This is a genomic window from Pseudomonas sp. FP1742 (assembly GCF_030687145.1).
GTDB lineage: Bacteria > Pseudomonadota > Gammaproteobacteria > Pseudomonadales > Pseudomonadaceae > Aquipseudomonas > Aquipseudomonas frederiksbergensis_D.
The window spans coordinates 6,190,147-6,208,346 of record NZ_CP117460.1; the positions used below are offsets into that span (position 1 = coordinate 6,190,147).

Genomic DNA, 18,200 nt, shown 5'->3' on the forward strand with positions numbered 1-18,200 from the left:
TCTATCGATTTAAAGCGGAAAATTTCGCTCTGAAATATCGAGAAATACGATCAAGACCTTGGGGGCGAGAGGTTAAGAGAGTGTTAACCGAATAAAAAAACCTGCAGTTGCCGCCCCCTTCGTCGCTTTCAAGTGCCTTTGCCACTTGTCAGAACTGTCATATCTGACAGTAGCCAACATTGCAGGTCATTGATGGACTTGAACCCGGATCTTATTCCGAGCGTCTGAACAGGAGTTCTACCATGAGTCACAATTCGAGCTCATCCCCCGTGATAATGCACAACCAGTCCAATTCGATAGCCGTAGGGGAAGGGCCACGAGGGATAGCCATCAGCGATGATGGATCACGGGTTTTTGTTTGCAATTACATCTCGGGCACTGTGTCAGTGATCAACACCCGGAACAAAAAGGTCATTCGCACCATTGCAGTCGAACAATACCCCCAGAACATCATCCTTACCCATAGGGGGAAAAGGGCTTACGTGACCAACTACGGTTCCGGTTCGGTTTCGGTTATCGATACCACGACATACGCGGTGGGTAACATCACAGTAGGAAAACACCCTTGGGGGGTCGTCGCGAGCCGAGACGGGAAGCATGTTTACGTCACCGTTCGACAGGATAAAGAGTGGTTGGCAATTATTGACACCCGCACTTATGCGGTGAGCAGAGTGCGAGGCCTACCCTCGCCCTCCATCAGCGCGGACATCAGCCAGGACGATTCGCGCCTGTATATTTCCAGCACCAACGTCCCCGCCGGCCCTTATCAGGACGCGCTCACGATCATCAGCAGCAAGACTTTCGAAATCGTCAACATCATCAAAACCGAACAATATCCGTCGACGGTTACCGTCAGTCCCGACGGCAGGAAGGTATATATCGTGTGTCTGGACGCTCGAAAACTGACGGTACTGGACACTGTGTCATCGATCACCCGGCATTTCGACTTTGTGACTTGCGAAGGGAAAATAGTATTCGGCGAAAAGAACGCTTATGCCGTCGATCAAAGCGGAAAAGAGGTCGTGGAAATTAATACCAGCACCTATGAGATTGTTGGCAGAGTTCCCATCCCTCGCGCTGTCGAACCGTATGACATGGTTCTTGATCAGCACAACCGGGCCTATATCAGCGACTACCAAAGCGACGAAGTCCATATTGTCGATCTACCTGAGTGCCAAAAATACATATAAAAAAAGCGCGGCATCCGTGCCGCGCTTTTTTTTGATCCCAAGACTTACTGCGTCTTGGTTTCAGTCGCTGCCGTAGTCGTTGCAGCGGGGCTGGCCGCTGGCTTCTTCACCGGCTCAGCCTTTTTCGCCGGCGCCTTGGCCGGAGCCTTTTTGGCCTCGGTTTTGGCGGCAGGCTTTTTCACTGGCGCCTTGGCCGGTGCTTTCTTGGCAGGCTCGGCCTGCACTGGCACCACGGGCTTCGGTGCCTCAACCGGTGCAGGTGCCGGGGCTGGCGCAGCGACTGGAGCAGGTGCTGGGGCAACAGGAGCCGCGGGGTCTGGCGCCTTGGCCGGAGCCTTGTCGGAACCGCCACCGAACATCCGCGAGAAGAAGCCAGGTTTGGTCTCTTCAGCTTTCGCTTCAACCTTGGCCGGTTCTGCTTTATCGGCCGCTTTATCGGACGAACCACCGAACATGTTGCTGAAGAAGTTGCCTTTCTTCGCCACGACCGCGCCTGCTGCCGCAGCGGTTGCCGCCGGCACAACCTTCACAGGTTCAAACGACTTGCCCGCCGCCAGGTCTTCCAGCTGACTGGCTGCACGCTGACCGGTGCGCAAGGCGCCTTCCAAAGTGCCCGGGTACAAGGTGTCGGTATGCTCGCCGGCAAAGGCTACCCGTTGCAGCGGACGCTCCCACAGGCGCCAGTATTTGCTGATCTGGCCCGGACCGAAGGCCAGGTAAGCGCCACCCATCGACGGGTCGGTGCTGTAACGGCGGATTTCATAACCGGTGAACGAACCGCGTGCCTGTGGATAAAAGGCATGCAGACGAATCAGCACCTGATCGGCCATCTGCTTGTCGCCGAAGGCTTGCATCACCCGCGCGTTGTCGCCGGAGATATTGATGACCACGTTGGCGCCGCCCTTCAAGGCCGGCTCGATCCACAACATGCCCAGACCGGCGTTGCTGTAGATCTCGCCAGACATGCGCGCCTTGCTTTCCCAAACCGGCGCCTTGAACTTCAGCATGATCTGGTCACGCCAGCCGTAGTTGGTGCCCTTGATGGCACCCATGTGCTGGGCGTCCAGCGCGGGAGTCATCTGGATCTTGCTCAGTGCGCGCAATGGCACGGCCAGCACGACGTAGTCCGCCTGATAGCCAACACTGCCGACCTTGACAGTCACGCCGTCCTTGTCCTGGGTAATGGACGAAACCGGGGAACCGGTCTTGATGGTTTTCAGTTGTTTAACGATGGCCTGGGCCAGCACCGGGCTGCCGCCGGGCAGGCGCGAGGCCCGCAGGTCACGGTCGGCAACGCCACGGTAGACGCGGCTCTGTTGAGCGAAGTACAGCAACGACAGGCGTGAAGGTTCGTCGTAACGGGTACGAATCTCCTGATTCACCAACTGACGCGCAGTGGCCGGCAGGTTCAGGCGATCGAGCCAGTTGGCCACGTTGATCTGGTCCAGGGCGAACAGCGTGCTGTTGGCTGCCGGGTTCTGCGGGTCTTCGATCGAACGCGCCAGGTCATCCAGGGTTTTTTCGTAGCGTTTCAGCGCGTCGCTGGTGGCCGGCTGTTTAGTCGCCAGATCGGCGGCGCTGAAGTATTCACCGTCGATCAGGTAACCCGGTGTCCGCACGAACTCAGGGGCTGGCGTGGTGCTCAGCTTGAACGTCGAGATGTACTTGTTCAACACCGGTTGGGTCTTGTCGTTGCCGATCCACTCACTGGTGGCCATGCCGGAACGACCGCCCAGGGTCGGTTTGGCTTCCAGCAGGGTGACCTGCCAGCCTTTGTTCTGCAGTTCGTACGCCGCGGTGAGGCCCGAAAGCCCGCCGCCGACCACGATCGCCGTTTTATCCTTGGCCAGCGCCGAAACGCTGAACAGCCCCAACATCACCAGCGCACAGGCGCGCAGCCAACCAGCAGACATTCAGCGAACTCCGGAAATACACGAGGAAATAGCGGTTTTTACGAGTCAGACGACTCAAAGAGCCGCGAAGAATACGTCAGCCATCAAAACGCCGCCAGCGACGTCTATCGTCCTATACAAAGTAGCTCAATCGACACAATGGGTTGTCCCAGTGACGCGCATTGCATAGGCTTGCGCGATTGTTTACCCGCCTACGTCACGGGTAGCCTCGAGGAGACAGAAAATGGGCCTGAATAAACAGTGGATGGAACGCGATCTCGCCGTGTTGTGGCATCCCTGCACCCAGATGAAAGACCACGAACAGCTGCCGCTGATCCCGATCAAGCGCGGTGAAGGCGTGTGGCTGGAAGACTTCGAAGGCAAACGCTACCTCGACGCCGTCAGCTCCTGGTGGGTCAATGTGTTCGGCCACGCCAACCCGCGGATCAACCAGCGCATCAAGGATCAGGTCGATCAGCTGGAACACGTGATCCTCGCCGGTTTCAGCCATCAGCCGGTGATCGAGCTGTCCGAGCGACTGGTGAAGATGACGCCCGAGGGCCTGACCCGATGCTTCTATGCCGATAACGGTTCGTCGTGCATCGAAGTCGCGCTGAAAATGAGCTTTCACTACTGGCTCAACCGCGGCCAGCCGAACAAGAAGCGCTTCGTCACCCTCACCAACGGCTACCACGGCGAAACCATGGCAGCGATGGCGGTGGGCGACGTGCCGCTGTTTACCGAAACCTACAAAGCCCTGCTGATGGACACCATCAAGGTGCCGAGCCCCGATTGCTACCTGCGCCCCGAGGGCATGAGCTGGGAAGAACACTCGCGCAACATGTTCGCCGCCATGGAGCAGACCCTGGCCGACCACCACGACACCGTGGCAGCCGTGATTCTGGAACCGCTGATTCAGGGCGCCGGCGGCATGCGCATGTATCACCCGGTGTACCTCAAGCTGCTGCGCGACGCCTGTGATCGTTATGGCGTGCACCTGATCCACGATGAGATCGCCGTCGGCTTCGGTCGTACCGGCACGATGTTCGCCTGCGAACAGGCCGGCATCCGCCCGGACTTCCTCTGCCTGTCCAAGGCCCTGACCGGTGGTTACCTGCCGTTGGCGGCCTGCCTGACCACCGATGAGGTGTATAGCGCGTTCTACGACGACTACCCGACCCTGCGCGCCTTCCTGCATTCCCACAGCTACACCGGCAATCCGCTGGCCTGCGCGGCGGCCTTGGCGACGCTGGATATCTTCGAAGAAGACAACGTCATCGAGAACAACAAGGCCCTGGCTCAGCGCATGGCCTCTTCCACCGCGCACCTGGTCGATCACCCGAACGTTGCCGAAGTGCGCCAGACCGGCATGGTGCTGGCGATCGAGATGGTCAAGGACAAGGCCAGCAAGACTGCTTACCCGTGGCAGGAACGTCGTGGTTTGACGGTGTTCCAGCATGCCCTGCAACGAGGTGCTTTACTGAGGCCATTGGGCAGCGTGGTGTATTTCCTGCCGCCTTACGTGATTACCCCGGAGCAGATCGATTTTCTGGCCGAAGTGGCCAGCGAAGGCATCGACATCGCCACCCGTGACAGCGTCAGCGTGGCGGTACCGAAGGACTTTCATCCGGGCTATCGCGATCCGGGTTGAAGCCTTGCCCAGATCCCTGTGTGAAAGAGCTTAACTGTGGCGAGGGGGCTTGCCCCCGTTCGGCTGCGAAGCAGTCGTAAATCCGGTTGATACGTTTTCACTGGAATAGCGCAGTTGCAGGTTTTGGGGTCGCTTCGCGGCCCAACGGGGGCAAGCCCCCTCGCCACAAAAGCGACTCGATCCAAATTTCTGATTCAGTAGAGACCCAAGATGAGACTGTCCCGCTTCTTTATCGACGCCCCTTTGAGCACCGGCGAACACGAGTTGCCCGAAGCCCAGGCGCATTACATCGGCCGTGTGCTGCGCATGGCCGAGGGTGATGCGGTGCAATTGTTCGACGGCTCGGGCCATGAGTTTCGCGGCACGCTGGTGGAAGTCGGCAAGAAGCGCGTGGTGGTGCAAATCGACGAAAGCTTCACCGGTCAGGTCGAGTCGTCGCTGGCGGTCCATCTCGGCCAGGGCTTGTCCCGTGGCGAGCGGATGGACTGGGCGATTCAGAAAGCCACCGAACTGGGCGTCACTGAAATCACCCCGATTTTCACCGACCGCTGCGAAGTCCGCCTCAAGGACGAGCGCGCCGACAAACGCCTGATGCACTGGCGTCAGGTGGCGATCAGCGCTTGCGAGCAGTGCGGGCGTTCACGGGTGCCGGTGATTCATCCGCCGCTGCTGTTGGCCGACTGGTTGAAGCAGACGGCGGCCGAATTGAAACTGGTGCTGCATCCAGTGGCCGAGCCGTTGGTGAGTCACGCCAAACCTGCAAGCCTGGCGTTCCTGATCGGCCCGGAAGGCGGCTTGTCCGACGTTGAAGTCGAGCAGGCCAAGGCTGGCGGTTTCCACGCCGCCCGCCTCGGCCCGCGCGTGCTGCGCACCGAAACCGCGCCGGTGGTGGCGTTGGCAGTGGCCCAGCAGTTGTGGGGTGACTTCTAGGGCCTCTTCGCGAGCAAGCCCGCTCCCACATTTGATCTCGGGTGTTCACAGATTCTGTGTTGGCCGCAGATCTAAGGTGGGAGCGGGCTTGCTCGCGAAGGCCGGCGACGCGGTCTACAACACATAAAAAACAAAAACTACTGCACCGGCTCACTCACCGGCTTGGCGATAATCGCCTTCAACTCGCTGGTCATCGAAAACTCAAGGTTCAACCCCTTGGGCGGAATCGGCTGCTGGAACCAGCGGTTGTAGATGCCATTGATTTCCCCCGAGCTGTACAAATCGGCGAGCGTCGCATTCACCAACTCAAGAAATTGCGGATCGTCCTTGCGCACCATGCAACTGTAGATTTCCCGCGATTGCTCCTCGCCCACCACCACCCACTTATGCGGATCGCGAGCCTTGGCCCGTTCACCGTAGAGCAGCGCGTCGTCCATGTAGAACGCCGCCGCCCTTCCCGACTGCAGCATCTGGAACGCTTCGCCATGGTCCTTGGCGCTGATCACGAACATATCGATCTTGTGATCGACGTTGTAGCTCTTCAGAAACCGCTCGTTGGTGGTGCCGGCGGTGGTCACGACGTTCTTGCCACGCAAGTCGGCGAAGCGCTTGATGCCGCTGTCCTTCGCCGTCAGCAACTGCCCTTTCACGTAGATGAACCCGTAAGAAAACGCCACTTGCTGCAGGCGCTCGGCGGTCACGCCGGTAGAGCCGCATTCAAGGTCGACCGTGCCGTTCTGCACCAGCGGAATGCGCGTTTGCGAGGTCACCAGGTTGTACTTCACCTGCAGATCCGGCCGCGCAAGCCTTTGCTTGATGCGCTCGACAATCTTGCTCGCCAGATCCACCGAATAGCCCATCGGCTGCCCGCTTTGGTCACCCACGTAGGAGAACGGTACTGACGCGTCGCGATAACCCAGCGTGATGCTGTTGGCATTGGCGACCTTGCTCAGCGTGCCGGTCAGTGGCGCTTCATTGGCCTGAACCTGACTGCCGAGCAGCAGGCCGAGGGTGCAGCCGATCAACGTGATTTTTTGCATTGTTATTCTCCGTTGTGGGTAAGGCGATTAGCGGTGATGCGGAGGTGTCAGGCCCTGCATGTCGATCGAGGGTACGCGCCGGGCAATCAAATCACCCAGCAGCCGAGCGCTGCCGCAGGCCAGGGTGAAGCCGAGGGCACCATGGCCGAGGTTGAGCCAGAGGTTGCGGTAGGCCGTGGCGCCAATCAACGGCACGCCGCTGGGCGTGGCCGGGCGCATCCCGGCCCATTCGATGGCCGCGTCGTAATCGCCGGCATTGGGCAAGGTTTCCCGGGCCTGGCGCTTGATCAGCGCCAGGCGTTTGGGATCGAGCGCCGGGTCGAAGCCGACAATGTCGACCATCGCCGCCACGCGCAATTGCGCACCAATGCGGGCGTAAACGATCTTGCGGTTGTAATCGGTGATGCTCAGCTGCGGCGCATGGTATTCGGCGCGGATCGGCACGGTCAGGCTGTAGCCCTTGAGCGGGTACAGCGGCAGGTTCATGCCCGGCAATGCCAGCGCCGGGCTGCGATGACCGGCAGCGATCACCAGTTGCTCGACCGGCAGCACCTGCGCGCCCATTTCGACGGCCTGCACCGCGCCGTCCCCGTGGCGAATGCCGGTGACCGTGCGGCCCGGCAAAAACTCGCAACGCCCCGACGCCTTGAGCCGGGCCACCAGTTGCTGGCAGAACGCATGGCAATCGGCGACTTCTTCATCGGGCGTGTAGATCGCCCCCACGAACGGCGCCTCGGCAAGTGCCGGCTCCAGCTGTACACACTCGGCCTGGGACAACACCTGTTGCTGTCGCGGATCCGTCAGACCTTGGCGCGCACGCTCGAAACTCGCGATCTCACGAAACGTCACCAGTTTGCCGTTGCGCCGCCAGTCGAAACCGTCGAGGAGGTCTGCGTCGCGCCAGTCTTGCAACGTGGCCTGGCTCAGCAACGCCAGACGCAGCAGATGCGCGCCATTGCGCTGATTCACCGAACGCCGGCAGGCCGCCACAAAGGACGCCATCCAGCGCCATTGCGCCGGGTCCAGGCGCGGGCGCAGCTTCAAGGGCGAATCACCGCGCAATATCCAGCCCAGCGCCTGCAACGGCACACCGGCATCCGCCAGTGGCGCGACATAGCGGTAGGACAACTGGCCGCCGTTGGCGAAGCTGGTTTCGCTGGCAAACGATTCCCGGGCCTCGATGAGCGTCACGTCGATGCCGTCGCGAACCAGTGCGTAAGCCGTCGTCAGCCCGATGACGCCGCCACCGATAATGCAAACCCGCTGAGCCATGTCTGTCCTTAAGCGTTGTTGGAACATGCCTCAGGTTAGGACCAGGTGACAGGCGTTGAACAATGCATAAAGATGCCTGACCCATAAACAAAGGTTATGGACTTGCCATGCGACTGCGACACATCGAGATTTTCCAGGCCATTCGCCAGACCGGTTCGGTCAGTGGCGCCGCCCAGTTACTGCACGTGTCGCAGCCGGCGGTGAGCAAAGTGCTGCAACACGCCGAACAGCAACTGGGCTTTGCGTTATTCCTGCGGGTGCGCGGTAAATTGCAGCCGACGCCCGAAGCCCTGGAGCTTGAGCGCGAGGTCGATAAGGTTACTGAAAGCCTGCAAGGCGTGCGCCGCCTGGCCCAGAGCCTGCGCCGCGAACCGGGCCACAGTGTGCGGATCGGCGCAATCCCGGCGCTGGCCTTGTCGCTGCTGCCGCCGGCGATCAACGAATGGACGCAACGCTACCCGGAAATCGTCTGCGAACTGTCCAGCGCCCACAGCCGTGAGCTGATGCAGAACCTGTTGATGCGCGAAGTGGATGTCGCCCTGACGCTGCAACCGCCGGATCATCCGGGCTTGAAGGCACAGACCCTGGCCTGTGGAATGTTGGTGGCGCTGGCGCCGAAGGGCTATTGGGCCGACGACACTCACGGTAAACCATTGCCGTTGATCGAACTGGCCGGTGCGCCGCTGATCGGCCTGTCCAGCGCCGACCCGTTGGCCGCCCGGCTCGACAGCTACCTTGAGGCGGTCGAGCCGCCGCCAAAAGTACGCATCGCCGTGCAGACCTATTCGCTGGCGCGGGCGATGGTTGAATCCGGGGCCGGGTTGGCGGTGATCGATCCGTTCACCGCCCTCGGCGCATCCCCCTCCACCACGGCGATTCGCCCCCTGGCACCAGCGCTACCGATCACCTTGTACGCAGTGACCCGCGCCGACGAACCGCCGCCGCATACCTTGAACGATTTATTGCAGGTGTTCAGCCGACGGGCGCAGGCGCAACTGGATCATTTACCCCCGTAAAGGCCTCAAAGCACATAAAACCAAATCGCCACAAAGTGCAGCAAACTCCCGGCGATCACGAATAGATGCCAGATCCCATGGGCGTGGCGCAGGCGATGGTCGAGGGCGAAAAAGATAATCCCTACGGTATAGAGCACCCCACCCGACGCCAGCCAGGCAAAGCCGACAGGGCCCAGTGCCGCCAGCAGCGGCTTGACCGCCACCAGCACGATCCAGCCCATCACCGCGTAGATCACGATCGACAGAATCCGCGCTTCCGAGCGCGGTTTGATCTCCTGCAGGATGCCGATCAGCGCCAGCCCCCAGACAATCCCGAACAGGGTCCAGCCCCACGGCCCGCGCAGGGTTACCAGACAAAAAGGCGTGTAACTGCCGGCGATCAGCAGGTAGATCGAAAAGTGATCGACCTTCTGCATGATCGCTTTCTTGCGCCCACGCACGCTGTGGTAAACGGTCGAGGCGCTGTACAGCACCAGCAAGGTGAATGCGTAAATCGCCACGCTGACGATCTTCCACGGGCTGCCGTCCATACTGGCGATCACCAGCAGCCACACGCCCCCGACAAATGCTGCGACAGCCCCGACCAAATGCGTCCAGGCGTTCAATCTTTCCCCGTGATACATGTATTGCTCACCTCTACGTTCATTAACGCCGCGCGCAAGGCTCAGGCCTCAAGGTTAAAAGCGCAATGTTTCAGAACACAATGCCCCCTACGAAAGCCATCAAGCCAAACGTCAGCCAATTGGGCACAATCGGGACATTCGAATAAGAGTCTGGCCCATGTTGATCGATGAAGAGTTGACCCTGAAAAAACTCGAGGTGTTCCTGGCCTTCATGCGCACCGGCAACCTGGCCCGCGCCGCCGTCGAGTTGCAGACCAGCAACGTCAGCGTGCATCGCGCCATCCACTCCCTGGAAAGCGCCCTGCGCTGCCCGCTATTCAAGCACGAAGGCCGCAACCTGACCCCGTTGGAAAGTGCTTATGTGCTGGAAGAGCGGGCGCAGAAGCTGATTCAGGACGTGCTCGAAACCGTGCGTCTGACCCGCGAAGCCGCCGGGTTCTCCGCCGAACGCTTCAAACTCGGCTCGCTGTATTCGCTGACGGTGAAGACCGTGCCGCAGCTGATCATGGGCCTGAAAATCCGCCGCAGCGAACTCAATATCGACCTGATTCTGGGTTCGAACATCGACCTGCTGTACAAGCTCAAGAACATGGAAGTCGACGCGATCCTGGTATCGCTGGACGACAGCGTCAACGACCCGGACTGCGAACAGATCCCGCTGTTTTCCGATGACATCTTCCTCGCCACCCCGGCGGACTCGCCCTTTGCCCAGCGGACCGAAGTCGATCTGGCCGAGGTCCGTGACGAAACGTTCATCACCTTGACCCAAGGCTTCGCCACGCACCAGGACGGTATTCGGGTGTTCAAGCAGGCGGGGTTCGAGCCGAAGGTGGCGATGCAGGTCAACGACATCTTCACCCTGCTGAGCATGGTCAGCTCGGGGGTGGGTTATGCGTTGCTGCCGGGGCGGATTGCGGCGGTGTATGAGAACCGGGTGAAGCTGATCCCATTGCAGGAAAAGTACCGGTTGCAGCAGCACATTGGCGTGGTGTTTCTCAAGGCCAAGGAGCGCGACCCGAATTTGCTGGCGCTGTTGGCGGAGTGTCGGATGTATGCCAATCGGCAGGTTTGAGACCGTGTCGCTCCCTTCGCGAGCAAGCCCGCTCCCACATTAGATCGAGTAGTTACCAAGAACTCGGTCAACTGTGGGAGCGGGCTTGCTCGCGAAGGCGTCAGAACAGGCGAATCGAATCGTAACCTAGCCAACAATCCCGCGAACAATGAAGTACAGCAACGAAGGCCCAAGCAAGCACCCAAGCCCGGTATGGAACGTCGCCGTCAACGCACCATAGGGCACCAGCCGCCGATCCGTCGCCGCCAACCCGGCCGTCACACCGCTGACAGTCCCGGCCAACCCGCCAAATACCATGGCCGAACGTGGGTTATCCAGGCCCATCCAGCGCGCGGCCATCGGCGTGCCGACCATCACCAGAATCGCCTTGATCAACCCGGTAGCAATCGACAGCGCCATCACATCGGATGAGGCCCCGATCGCCGCACCCGTCACTGGCCCAACGATGTACGTCACCGCGCCCGCGCCAATGGTGGTCATGCTGATCGCATCGCGATAGCCGAACATCCAGGCAATGCTCGCCCCGACAATGAACGGCAGAATCGTCCCCAGCAGCAGCGCGATAGCGCCAATCATCCCGGCCTTTTTCGCTTCGGTGGCCTGCACCTCGAACGCCGTGGCGACGATGGCGAAGTCACGCAGCATGGCGCCGCCCATCAAACCGATGCCGGAAAACAGTGACAAATCCGCCAGGCCTTTTTGCCCGCCGGTCATGGTGCCGCCGACCCAGGCCAGCACCAGGCCGATGACGATGGCAATCGCCGAGCCGTGAATCCGCCCGAAAGTCAGGCGTTTGGACAACACCACCGACACCCACATGATCACGCCAACGAACGCGAACGCCGTGACCAGACTGTTATTTACCAGGCCTTTCTCAATGAGTTCCCACATATCAGCGACCTCCTACTGGCGTGCCGACCGGGGTGACTTCCACTGGCTCATCGGGCAAGGGTTCGCCTTTGTGGCTCCGGCTGATCAGGGCAATGGTGCAACCGCAGAGCACCACCGAACCGATCGCCGCCAGCACCGCCACCGGGCCGCCGTGCAGGGCAGTGACGACGTTCTGTTGCGCCGCCATGGCAACCACCACCGGAATGTACATGGCGCCCCAGAAGCCGACGCCCAGTTCACAATCCTTGGTCATGCCGCCGCGTTTTTGCATCCACAACCGTGCGCAAATCAGCAGGATCATCGCGATCCCGACCCCGCCGACGTTGGATTTCACCCCCAGCAACGCGCCGAGCATGTCACCCATGATCACCCCTGCCAGCGTACAGATCGCCAACAGCGCCACACCGTAAATAATCATTGTTGTAGTCCTCAAAGTGCATCGTCGAAATTGTTGTTTTTGTAGTTCGCAACCTGAGTCGGTGGTCTAGGGTTGGCGGCCTCCCTCCTCACGCAACAGCGCCTGCAAGGTATCGAGCCGGGCACCGTCGAAGGCAATCACGGTGCCCTGCTCGAACACCCGGCGCGCCAGCCCGGTCAACACCGCGCCGGGCGGCAGTTCGATCTGTAAACGCACGCCGCGCTCGTAAGCGCTTTGCACCGTACCGCGCCAATCGACGACGCGGCACATGTTGAACGCCAGGTCGTCGCGCAAGGCATCCGTGTTGATGACGGGCCGGGCTCGACTGCCGCTCAGGTAACCCAGGGCCGGCGTTTTCAATTGCACCTTGGCGAAGGCTTCGGCCAGGGTTTTCGCCGGTGTTTCCAGCAGCGGACAATGGGACGGCACGCTGACCGCCAGACGCCTGGCCAGACCGGCGCCACGGCTGCGCGCCAGGTCGGCAACTGCTTTCATCGCCGAATCACTGCCAGCAATCACCACCTGGTTATCGGCGTTGATGTTGGCCAGGTAAACCGGTGTATCAACACTGTGAACCTGCGCCAGCAACCCTTCCACCGTCGCCAATTCCAGACCGATGATCGCGGTCATGCCGTAGCCCTGAGGATATGCCTGCTGCATCAGTTCACCGCGCAGGCTGACCAGATGCAGTGCATCGCTGAACCTCAAGGCGCCGGCCACCACCGCCGCCGGGTAGGCGCCGATGGACAATCCGGCCACGTAATCCGGCGCCATTGATAACTGACGTGAAGCAGCCACTCCAGCGATCAGCAGGCATAACTGAACCGCCCTCGTTGACTGCAACGCCTCGGCAGAATCGAGCAGCAAGACATCTTCGCCCAGCACCTCGCTCGCCTCGATCAGCGTTTCCCGAGGCAAGCGATGGAGCATGCCCGGTTGTTGCGCGCCCTGGCCGGGGAACACCAGCAAGCTGCTCACGCTGCTTGCTCCTGCGGGTTCCACGGATCGGACACCAGACACGCTTGATGGGCGTTCTTGAGTAGAACCCGTTGCGACGGACCCGCCCATTCGCGCAGGGCGACAGCGCCATTCGGCGTCTGCAATTGCATGTCCACCAAACACTCGGCGGTGCCGATCAGCATCATCAACACCTGCGCTTGAGATCGGCTCAGCGGCTGCGCAGTACGCAGGATCAAGTCGAGATCGCTGCGCTCATGGAGCGCCGCAAAACCACTGGCCAATTCAAACCCGGCGCTGCCGCTGACACCCCACACCCAACCGCAGGCGTCGAGCAGCGGCCGCAGGTGCGCCAGCGCTCGCAGGGCCGGCAGGTCGTGAGCCGGGGCGACATGACAGAGGTCTTCCGGCATCACGCGACGCGAAATCGCCGTGATCGCCATCGACGTTGCATAACGCTGCTCACGCAAGCGCCCACGCACTCCGACCGCGATTTGACCCGGCGCAGTCGTCGCGCGCCGAACCACCACCGGCTGACCGGCGCCGACCGACTCGATCACCCACCCGGGCGCATCCACAGGCAACTGCTCCGGGGTCATCCCCCAAAGCAGGTCGTGGGGCCGAAACCTGTTCACCACTGCGCTCTCAACAACTGGCGAACCTTGCTCGACGCGGCGCGGTTACTCGCCCCCAGGCGGCGGCTCAGATCGCGACCGTTGGCAGCGACATCGCCAATCGCCTGGCTCAGGCACTCCGTCACGCGCGCCAGATCCGCCGTCGTCGGCTGCTCGATCTGCTCCACCGACAAGGTTTCCCAGAGCAAGCCCAGGCTGGCATAGCTGTCGATGTCATAGGCCATCGGCGGCACGCTGGCGGCCAACGCCTCCAGTTCTTCGACACTGCGCAACGTCACCCGCGCCGCCGACGCTTTGCCCATCGCATGCACCATCACACCCGGATCGCGCAACGCGATCAACCGGTTGGCCTGATACCCATGGGCGAGAAACGCCCCGGACATCGCCTTGCCCACCAGCAAACCGATCACCGCATGGCCGGCCAGTCGAGCGCGGGCATAACTGTCCGCCGCACCGGCCAAGGCCTGATGAATGCCGAGCGCTTCTTCGCGCCGACCGTAAGCCTGGCTCGGCACATCGACGATGGCGATCAACGCCCGTTTGTGCGGCTTATCCCGATCGGCTTCGATCACCTCATCCACCGCTTTGGCCAGGCCCCAACCTTCCAGCAGACCAACCTCGCCATTGCGGGCACGGACGAAGCGGTTGTCGGGGTCGGCCACCACCGCGATAAAACGCACAGGTTGATCGCCCAATACAGCGTCGGCGACTTTCAGCGAAGCCGGCAAACCCTCAACCGATTTGGCCTCGGCACTCAAGGCGTTGAACCAGTTCAAGCCCCTCAGGGAATACGAACTCATGAGCGCTCTCCTTGATACAGATCGCGAACCACTGACGGCTCGATTTGCGGTTCGGCGTCCAGACGCGCCAGCCGTTGCAAGAACCATTCGGCCTGACAGCTACGTTGTTGGTCCGGCAAACCTTGCTTGAGCAATTCGCCGACCTGCTGCTGAATCTGCGCCACGTCGTCCTCGACATAGCGATCCACCAAGCCACTGGCGAACCGTTGCTCGCCGCCGGTCAGGCTCCAGATAAACGGGCGATCACGGGAGTCGTATTCCTCAAGCCCGGCTTCCTGCTCGATCACCTGCGGGCCGTTGAGGCCAAGGCGTGCTTCCTGGGTTACCAGTAAATAGCTGCACAACCCGGCGGCAATCGACATCCCACCAAAACAGCCAACGCTGCCGGCGACCACGCCGATTACCGGCTGGTACTGGCGCAGATCGATGATCGCCGCATGAATATCGGCAATCGCCGCCAGCCCGAGATTGGCTTCCTGCAAACGCACGCCACCGGTTTCCAGCAGCAACACGGCACGGGTGGGAATGCCTTTGCGGTTGTCCTCGGCGGCCAGTTCCAGCGCACCGGCAATCTTCGCCCCGCCGACTTCACCCAGGCTGCCGCCCTGAAACGCGCCTTCGATGGCCGCGATCACCACCGGCAAACCGCCAATGCTGCCCTTGGCGATCACCACGCCGTCATCGGCTTGCGGCACCACGCCCTGGCGCGACAGCCAGGGCGACATGATTCGCTGAAACGGGTCGAGCAGTTCGCGGAAGGTGCCAACGTCGAGCAAGGCCTTGGCGCGTTGCCGCGCACCGAGTTCGACGAAGCTGTGTTTATTCAACAAGGCTGCGCTATCAGTCATGACCGATCTCCTCAAAGCCCTGTTCCAGGCGCAAGCGCACCACGCCGGGGGTGGCGCCGAAATCGTGGATATCGATCGCCATCGCCGGCGGCGTCTGGCCATCGAACATCCGTGCGAACAGATGCTGCCAGCGTTGTTCGCTGCCATTGACCGAGGTCTGCACCTGGATCGTCAACTTGCCCGCCAGCCCCGGTTCGATCAGCACTTCCAGATCGCCCGAGCCCACGCAGCCCACCAGCGCCCTGCCCCGAGGCGGCTGCCCGGCGGGGAATTCAAAGGATAAGGTTTCCATCAAAACGCTCCCTGGAAGATGCCGTCGCGCGACTCGATGCGGTCGATGAACAGACAGGCTGCGAGCAAGTCCGCAGCGCCGCCGGGCGAGGCATTCAACGCGATTAATTGTTGGTCCAGCTCATGCAAACGACGGCGACCGGCGAGGCTGGCGCTGCCGCCGGCGTCGAGCACGGCTTGAGCGCCGAGTTGCATGGCGTGCAGGCCGGTTTCGCCGGCGCGGTAGAGCACACAGGTGTCGGCCAGTGTCGTCATGATCGCCAGCAAGGCATCGAGCCGGGCGTTCTGTTCGGCATGGCCTGCGTCGCGGCTGCGTTTGAGTTGCGGCAGTGCGCGTTGAATCACCGCCGGGAAACCGAGCTGTGCTTCTTCACGGGCACCGCGTGCGCCGTAACGCTGTGCGACTTGCGCGCCGTGGCTGAGCGGACGCGGGGCGTAACGGTCGTCGAGAAGGGCCAGGCGCGCAGCGCGCAAGGTGATGGCGCTTGCGGCACTGGACTCAGGTTCCAGCGCGACGGCCGTGACCAAAAGCCCCAAGGCCCAGATTGCCCCACGATGAGTGTTCACGCCGCCCGTGGTAGCGAGCATCACTTGCTCCCCTTCACGACCAATCCGCCCAACGGTTTCGCGCAGCGGTAAACCGACTTCACTAAACTCGATGGCCGCGTCCGCCATTGCCTTGAACGCCGGCCACAGGGACAACGCCGAAGCGTGCATCAGCCCTAGGTGCAAATCGGTGTGCGCGCCATTGCCGCGACGGTCCACCAGCGCCGGTTTCGGCGACAGGTCGGCTTCGTCGATCAGCGCGTCCACCGCCAGATCCGCCAGCCGCTCAGCCAGGGTGAGGGTTTTCGGTTGCAGGTTGAATGCGTGCATTACCAGCTCCTGAACTTGGCGGGCGGGTTGTAGAGGCCACCGGACCACTCCACCAGATCGGCCACGCTTTTCGCTGCGAGCAGTTCGCGAGTGGCGTCGGTGCGGCGGATGCCGAGGTCTTCGGGCAAGGCGATCAGGCCTTCGCGGCGCATGCGCGCGGTGTCTTTGGGGTTGTGGCGCAGGCCGATGGCGGTCACCCCGGCGACGGCAGCGATCATCGCCTGGCGTTCTTCGAGGGAACGGGCCTTGTACAAGTAGGCGATGCCTTCTTCGGTGAGCAGGTGGGTGACGTCGTCGCCATAGATCATGATCGGCGCCAGCGGCATGCCGCTTTTCTTCGCCACCTCCACCGCGTCGAGGGTTTCGACGAAGGTCGGTTTACCGCCCTCCTGGAAGGTCTCGACCATCTGCACCACGAGTTTCTTGCCGCGTTCGAGCATCGGCTCGGCGACGTCGGTGTGGCGCATGTCGAGCCAGGCGGGTGTGCCGTGACGGCGACCACGCGGGTCGTGGCCCATGTTCGGCGCACCACCGAAACCGGCCAGGCGGCCGCGAGTCACGGTGGAGGAATGACCGTCGCCATCGACTTGCAGGGTCGCGCCGATGAACAGGTCCACCGCGTATTGTCCGGCGAGCTGACTGAACATCCGGTTGGAGCGCAGGGAGCCATCGCGGCCGGTGAAGAACACGTCAGGCCGGGCGGCGATGTAGTTTTCCATGCCCAGTTCGGTGCCGAAGCAATGCACGCTTTCGACCCAGCCGCTTTCGATGGCCGGGATCAGGGTCGGGTGCGGGTTGAGCGTCCAGTTGCGGCAGATCTTGCCCTTCAAACCGAGGGATTCGCCGTAGGTCGGCAGGATCAGTTCGATGGCGGCGGTGTTGAAGCCGATACCGTGGTTGAGCGACTGAACGTTGTGTTTTTCGTAGATCCCGCGGATCGCCATCATCGCCATCAACACGTGCACAGGCTTGATGTGCCGTGGGTCTCGGGTGAACAGCGGCTCGATGTAGAACGGCTTGTCCGCCACCACGACGAAATCGACCCAGGACGCGGGGATATCCACGCGAGGCAGGTCGCTGACATCGTCCACCAGTTGATTGACCTGAACGATGACGATGCCGTCACTGAAGGCCGCCGGTTCAATCAACGCGGGCGTGTCTTCGGTGCTCGGGCCGGTGTAGATGTTGCCGGCGCGGTCGGCCATGAAACCGGCCGAGAGCACGACGTTGGGAATCAGGTCGACCACCAGCCGCGCATAGAGCTCGATGTAGGTGTGGATCGCGCCGATTTCCAGCAAACCGTCTTCTAGCAATTGGCTGATGCGCAGGCTCTGGGTACCGGCGAACGAGAAGTCGAGCTTGCGTGCGATGCCGCGTTCGAACAGGTCCAGGTGCTCGGAGCGCCCGACGCTGGGCATGATCATGTGCAAGTCATGCAGCTTGCCCGGATCGGCCTTGGCCAGGGAGCGGGACAGGAAGTCCGCCTGCTTCTGGTTATTGCCCTCCAGCACCACACGGTCGCCGGGCAGAATCAACGCCTCCAGCGCCGCCACGATCTTGTCGGTGGGCAGCACCACACCGTCGGCAAGGCCCCGCACCATCTCGAGACGCCGCTGCTTTTCGCTGCGCCGCCGCGTCCAGCGCGAGTCGGGGGATATTGTTGTTGTCATGACCACTCCACGGGTTCGCTGTCGTGGGAGTCACCTTAGGAGTGTTGGGTGTAGGGCATCAATCAAGCAGAGTGTTGGATCGTTACGGTCAGGGTAATGGTTGTCTCGATGCGCCCCGACAGCCAACC

Annotated in this window: 18 protein-coding genes; 5 read left to right on the forward strand and 13 right to left on the reverse strand. The window is 61.5% G+C overall.

Features of this window, described 5'->3' with window-relative positions; translation table 11 throughout:
• The first annotated feature begins 242 nt into the window (after positions 1–242).
• Positions 243–1,190 carry a YncE family protein gene (locus tag PSH64_RS28120; RefSeq protein ID WP_105340840.1) on the forward strand — a complete coding sequence of 316 codons (948 nt, stop codon included), beginning with the start codon at positions 243–245 and terminating at the stop codon, positions 1,188–1,190.
• A gap of 44 nt (positions 1,191–1,234) precedes the next feature.
• Here the strand turns inward: PSH64_RS28120 and PSH64_RS28125 are convergent, their stop codons facing one another.
• Complete coding sequence (locus tag PSH64_RS28125) at positions 1,235–3,103, reverse strand: flavin monoamine oxidase family protein (RefSeq protein ID WP_305479286.1); 1,869 nt, start codon at positions 3,101–3,103, stop codon at positions 1,235–1,237.
• Positions 3,104–3,326: 223 nt separating this feature from the next.
• Between PSH64_RS28125 and PSH64_RS28130 the strand changes: the two genes are divergently transcribed.
• Together PSH64_RS28130 and PSH64_RS28135 are read left to right on the forward strand one after the other, a co-directional pair.
• Positions 3,327–4,733, forward strand: a complete 1,407-nt coding sequence (locus tag PSH64_RS28130) for an adenosylmethionine--8-amino-7-oxononanoate transaminase (protein ID WP_105340838.1) — start codon at positions 3,327–3,329, stop codon at positions 4,731–4,733.
• Positions 4,734–4,943: 210 nt separating this feature from the next.
• On the forward strand, positions 4,944–5,663 hold the full coding sequence (locus tag PSH64_RS28135) for a 16S rRNA (uracil(1498)-N(3))-methyltransferase (protein ID WP_064620925.1): 720 nt from the start codon (positions 4,944–4,946) through the stop codon (positions 5,661–5,663).
• A 137-nt stretch (positions 5,664–5,800) separates the two neighbouring features.
• Here the strand turns inward: PSH64_RS28135 and PSH64_RS28140 are convergent, their stop codons facing one another.
• Together PSH64_RS28140 and PSH64_RS28145 are read right to left on the reverse strand one after the other, a co-directional pair.
• Positions 5,801–6,703 carry a transporter substrate-binding domain-containing protein gene (locus tag PSH64_RS28140; RefSeq protein ID WP_305479287.1) on the reverse strand — a complete coding sequence of 301 codons (903 nt, stop codon included), beginning with the start codon at positions 6,701–6,703 and terminating at the stop codon, positions 5,801–5,803.
• 27 nt (positions 6,704–6,730) lie between these two features.
• The gene (locus PSH64_RS28145; protein WP_305479288.1) at positions 6,731–7,975 is read right to left on the reverse strand and encodes a D-amino acid dehydrogenase; all 1,245 of its coding nucleotides are present in this window, start codon (positions 7,973–7,975) and stop codon (positions 6,731–6,733) included.
• A 107-nt stretch (positions 7,976–8,082) separates the two neighbouring features.
• Between PSH64_RS28145 and PSH64_RS28150 the strand changes: the two genes are divergently transcribed.
• Complete coding sequence (locus PSH64_RS28150; protein WP_305479289.1) at positions 8,083–8,991, forward strand: LysR family transcriptional regulator; 909 nt, start codon at positions 8,083–8,085, stop codon at positions 8,989–8,991.
• Between the two features lie 5 nt (positions 8,992–8,996).
• On the opposite strand, the gene PSH64_RS28155 is transcribed toward PSH64_RS28150, so the two are convergent.
• Positions 8,997–9,614, reverse strand: a complete 618-nt coding sequence (locus PSH64_RS28155) for a hemolysin III family protein (protein WP_105340834.1) — start codon at positions 9,612–9,614, stop codon at positions 8,997–8,999.
• 157 nt (positions 9,615–9,771) lie between these two features.
• Here PSH64_RS28155 and PSH64_RS28160 point away from each other — a divergent pair, with 157 nt between their 5' ends.
• Positions 9,772–10,686 (forward strand): LysR substrate-binding domain-containing protein, encoded by a 915-nt coding sequence (locus PSH64_RS28160; RefSeq protein WP_105340833.1) that lies wholly within the window; start codon positions 9,772–9,774, stop codon positions 10,684–10,686.
• 126 nt (positions 10,687–10,812) lie between these two features.
• Here PSH64_RS28160 and madM read toward each other — a convergent pair whose 3' ends face one another.
• The 9 genes from madM to mdcA form a co-directional block, all read right to left on the reverse strand.
• Positions 10,813–11,577 (reverse strand): malonate transporter subunit MadM, encoded by a 765-nt coding sequence (gene madM / locus PSH64_RS28165; RefSeq protein ID WP_105340832.1) that lies wholly within the window; start codon positions 11,575–11,577, stop codon positions 10,813–10,815.
• Position 11,578: 1 nt separating this feature from the next.
• A complete protein-coding gene (gene madL / locus PSH64_RS28170) occupies positions 11,579–11,995 on the reverse strand; it encodes a malonate transporter subunit MadL (RefSeq protein WP_105340831.1) in 417 nt (138 codons plus the stop codon).
• A gap of 66 nt (positions 11,996–12,061) precedes the next feature.
• Positions 12,062–12,973 carry a malonate decarboxylase subunit epsilon gene (mdcH, locus tag PSH64_RS28175; protein WP_305479290.1) on the reverse strand — a complete coding sequence of 304 codons (912 nt, stop codon included), beginning with the start codon at positions 12,971–12,973 and terminating at the stop codon, positions 12,062–12,064.
• Positions 12,970–13,590: a malonate decarboxylase holo-ACP synthase gene (locus PSH64_RS28180; protein WP_305479291.1), complete on the reverse strand. Its 621-nt coding sequence runs from the start codon at positions 13,588–13,590 to the stop codon at positions 12,970–12,972. The genes mdcH and PSH64_RS28180 overlap by 4 nt, the downstream gene beginning before the upstream one ends.
• Complete coding sequence (mdcE, locus tag PSH64_RS28185; protein WP_105340828.1) at positions 13,584–14,387, reverse strand: biotin-independent malonate decarboxylase subunit gamma; 804 nt, start codon at positions 14,385–14,387, stop codon at positions 13,584–13,586. Before mdcE ends, PSH64_RS28180 begins: the two co-directional genes overlap by 7 nt.
• Complete coding sequence (locus PSH64_RS28190; RefSeq protein WP_305479293.1) at positions 14,384–15,235, reverse strand: biotin-independent malonate decarboxylase subunit beta; 852 nt, start codon at positions 15,233–15,235, stop codon at positions 14,384–14,386. Before PSH64_RS28190 ends, mdcE begins: the two co-directional genes overlap by 4 nt.
• A complete protein-coding gene (locus PSH64_RS28195) occupies positions 15,228–15,527 on the reverse strand; it encodes a malonate decarboxylase subunit delta (protein WP_007941972.1) in 300 nt (99 codons plus the stop codon). The genes PSH64_RS28190 and PSH64_RS28195 overlap by 8 nt, the downstream gene beginning before the upstream one ends.
• On the reverse strand, positions 15,527–16,402 hold the full coding sequence (locus PSH64_RS28200; RefSeq protein WP_305479295.1) for a triphosphoribosyl-dephospho-CoA synthase: 876 nt from the start codon (positions 16,400–16,402) through the stop codon (positions 15,527–15,529). Before PSH64_RS28200 ends, PSH64_RS28195 begins: the two co-directional genes overlap by 1 nt.
• Positions 16,402–18,072: a malonate decarboxylase subunit alpha gene (mdcA, locus tag PSH64_RS28205; protein ID WP_305479296.1), complete on the reverse strand. Its 1,671-nt coding sequence runs from the start codon at positions 18,070–18,072 to the stop codon at positions 16,402–16,404. The genes PSH64_RS28200 and mdcA overlap by 1 nt, the downstream gene beginning before the upstream one ends.
• Between the last annotated feature and the right edge of the window lie 128 nt (positions 18,073–18,200).

Coding starts and splice junctions, on each gene's coding strand:
- PSH64_RS28120 (WP_105340840.1), top strand. CDS start 243: ATGAGTCACAATTCGAGCTCATCCCCCGTGATAATGCACAACCAGTCC.
- PSH64_RS28150 (WP_305479289.1), top strand. CDS start 8,083: ATGCGACTGCGACACATCGAGATTTTCCAGGCCATTCGCCAGACCGGT.
- mdcE (WP_105340828.1), bottom strand. CDS start 14,387: ATGAGTTCGTATTCCCTGAGGGGCTTGAACTGGTTCAACGCCTTGAGT.
- mdcA (WP_305479296.1), bottom strand. CDS start 18,072: ATGACAACAACAATATCCCCCGACTCGCGCTGGACGCGGCGGCGCAGC.
- PSH64_RS28145 (WP_305479288.1), bottom strand. CDS start 7,975: ATGGCTCAGCGGGTTTGCATTATCGGTGGCGGCGTCATCGGGCTGACG.
- PSH64_RS28140 (WP_305479287.1), bottom strand. CDS start 6,703: ATGCAAAAAATCACGTTGATCGGCTGCACCCTCGGCCTGCTGCTCGGC.
- PSH64_RS28160 (WP_105340833.1), top strand. CDS start 9,772: ATGTTGATCGATGAAGAGTTGACCCTGAAAAAACTCGAGGTGTTCCTG.
- PSH64_RS28130 (WP_105340838.1), top strand. CDS start 3,327: ATGGGCCTGAATAAACAGTGGATGGAACGCGATCTCGCCGTGTTGTGG.
- PSH64_RS28155 (WP_105340834.1), bottom strand. CDS start 9,614: ATGTATCACGGGGAAAGATTGAACGCCTGGACGCATTTGGTCGGGGCT.
- PSH64_RS28135 (WP_064620925.1), top strand. CDS start 4,944: ATGAGACTGTCCCGCTTCTTTATCGACGCCCCTTTGAGCACCGGCGAA.
- PSH64_RS28125 (WP_305479286.1), bottom strand. CDS start 3,103: ATGTCTGCTGGTTGGCTGCGCGCCTGTGCGCTGGTGATGTTGGGGCTG.
- PSH64_RS28195 (WP_007941972.1), bottom strand. CDS start 15,527: ATGGAAACCTTATCCTTTGAATTCCCCGCCGGGCAGCCGCCTCGGGGC.
- madL (WP_105340831.1), bottom strand. CDS start 11,995: ATGATTATTTACGGTGTGGCGCTGTTGGCGATCTGTACGCTGGCAGGG.
- madM (WP_105340832.1), bottom strand. CDS start 11,577: ATGTGGGAACTCATTGAGAAAGGCCTGGTAAATAACAGTCTGGTCACG.
- PSH64_RS28190 (WP_305479293.1), bottom strand. CDS start 15,235: ATGACTGATAGCGCAGCCTTGTTGAATAAACACAGCTTCGTCGAACTC.
- PSH64_RS28200 (WP_305479295.1), bottom strand. CDS start 16,402: ATGCACGCATTCAACCTGCAACCGAAAACCCTCACCCTGGCTGAGCGG.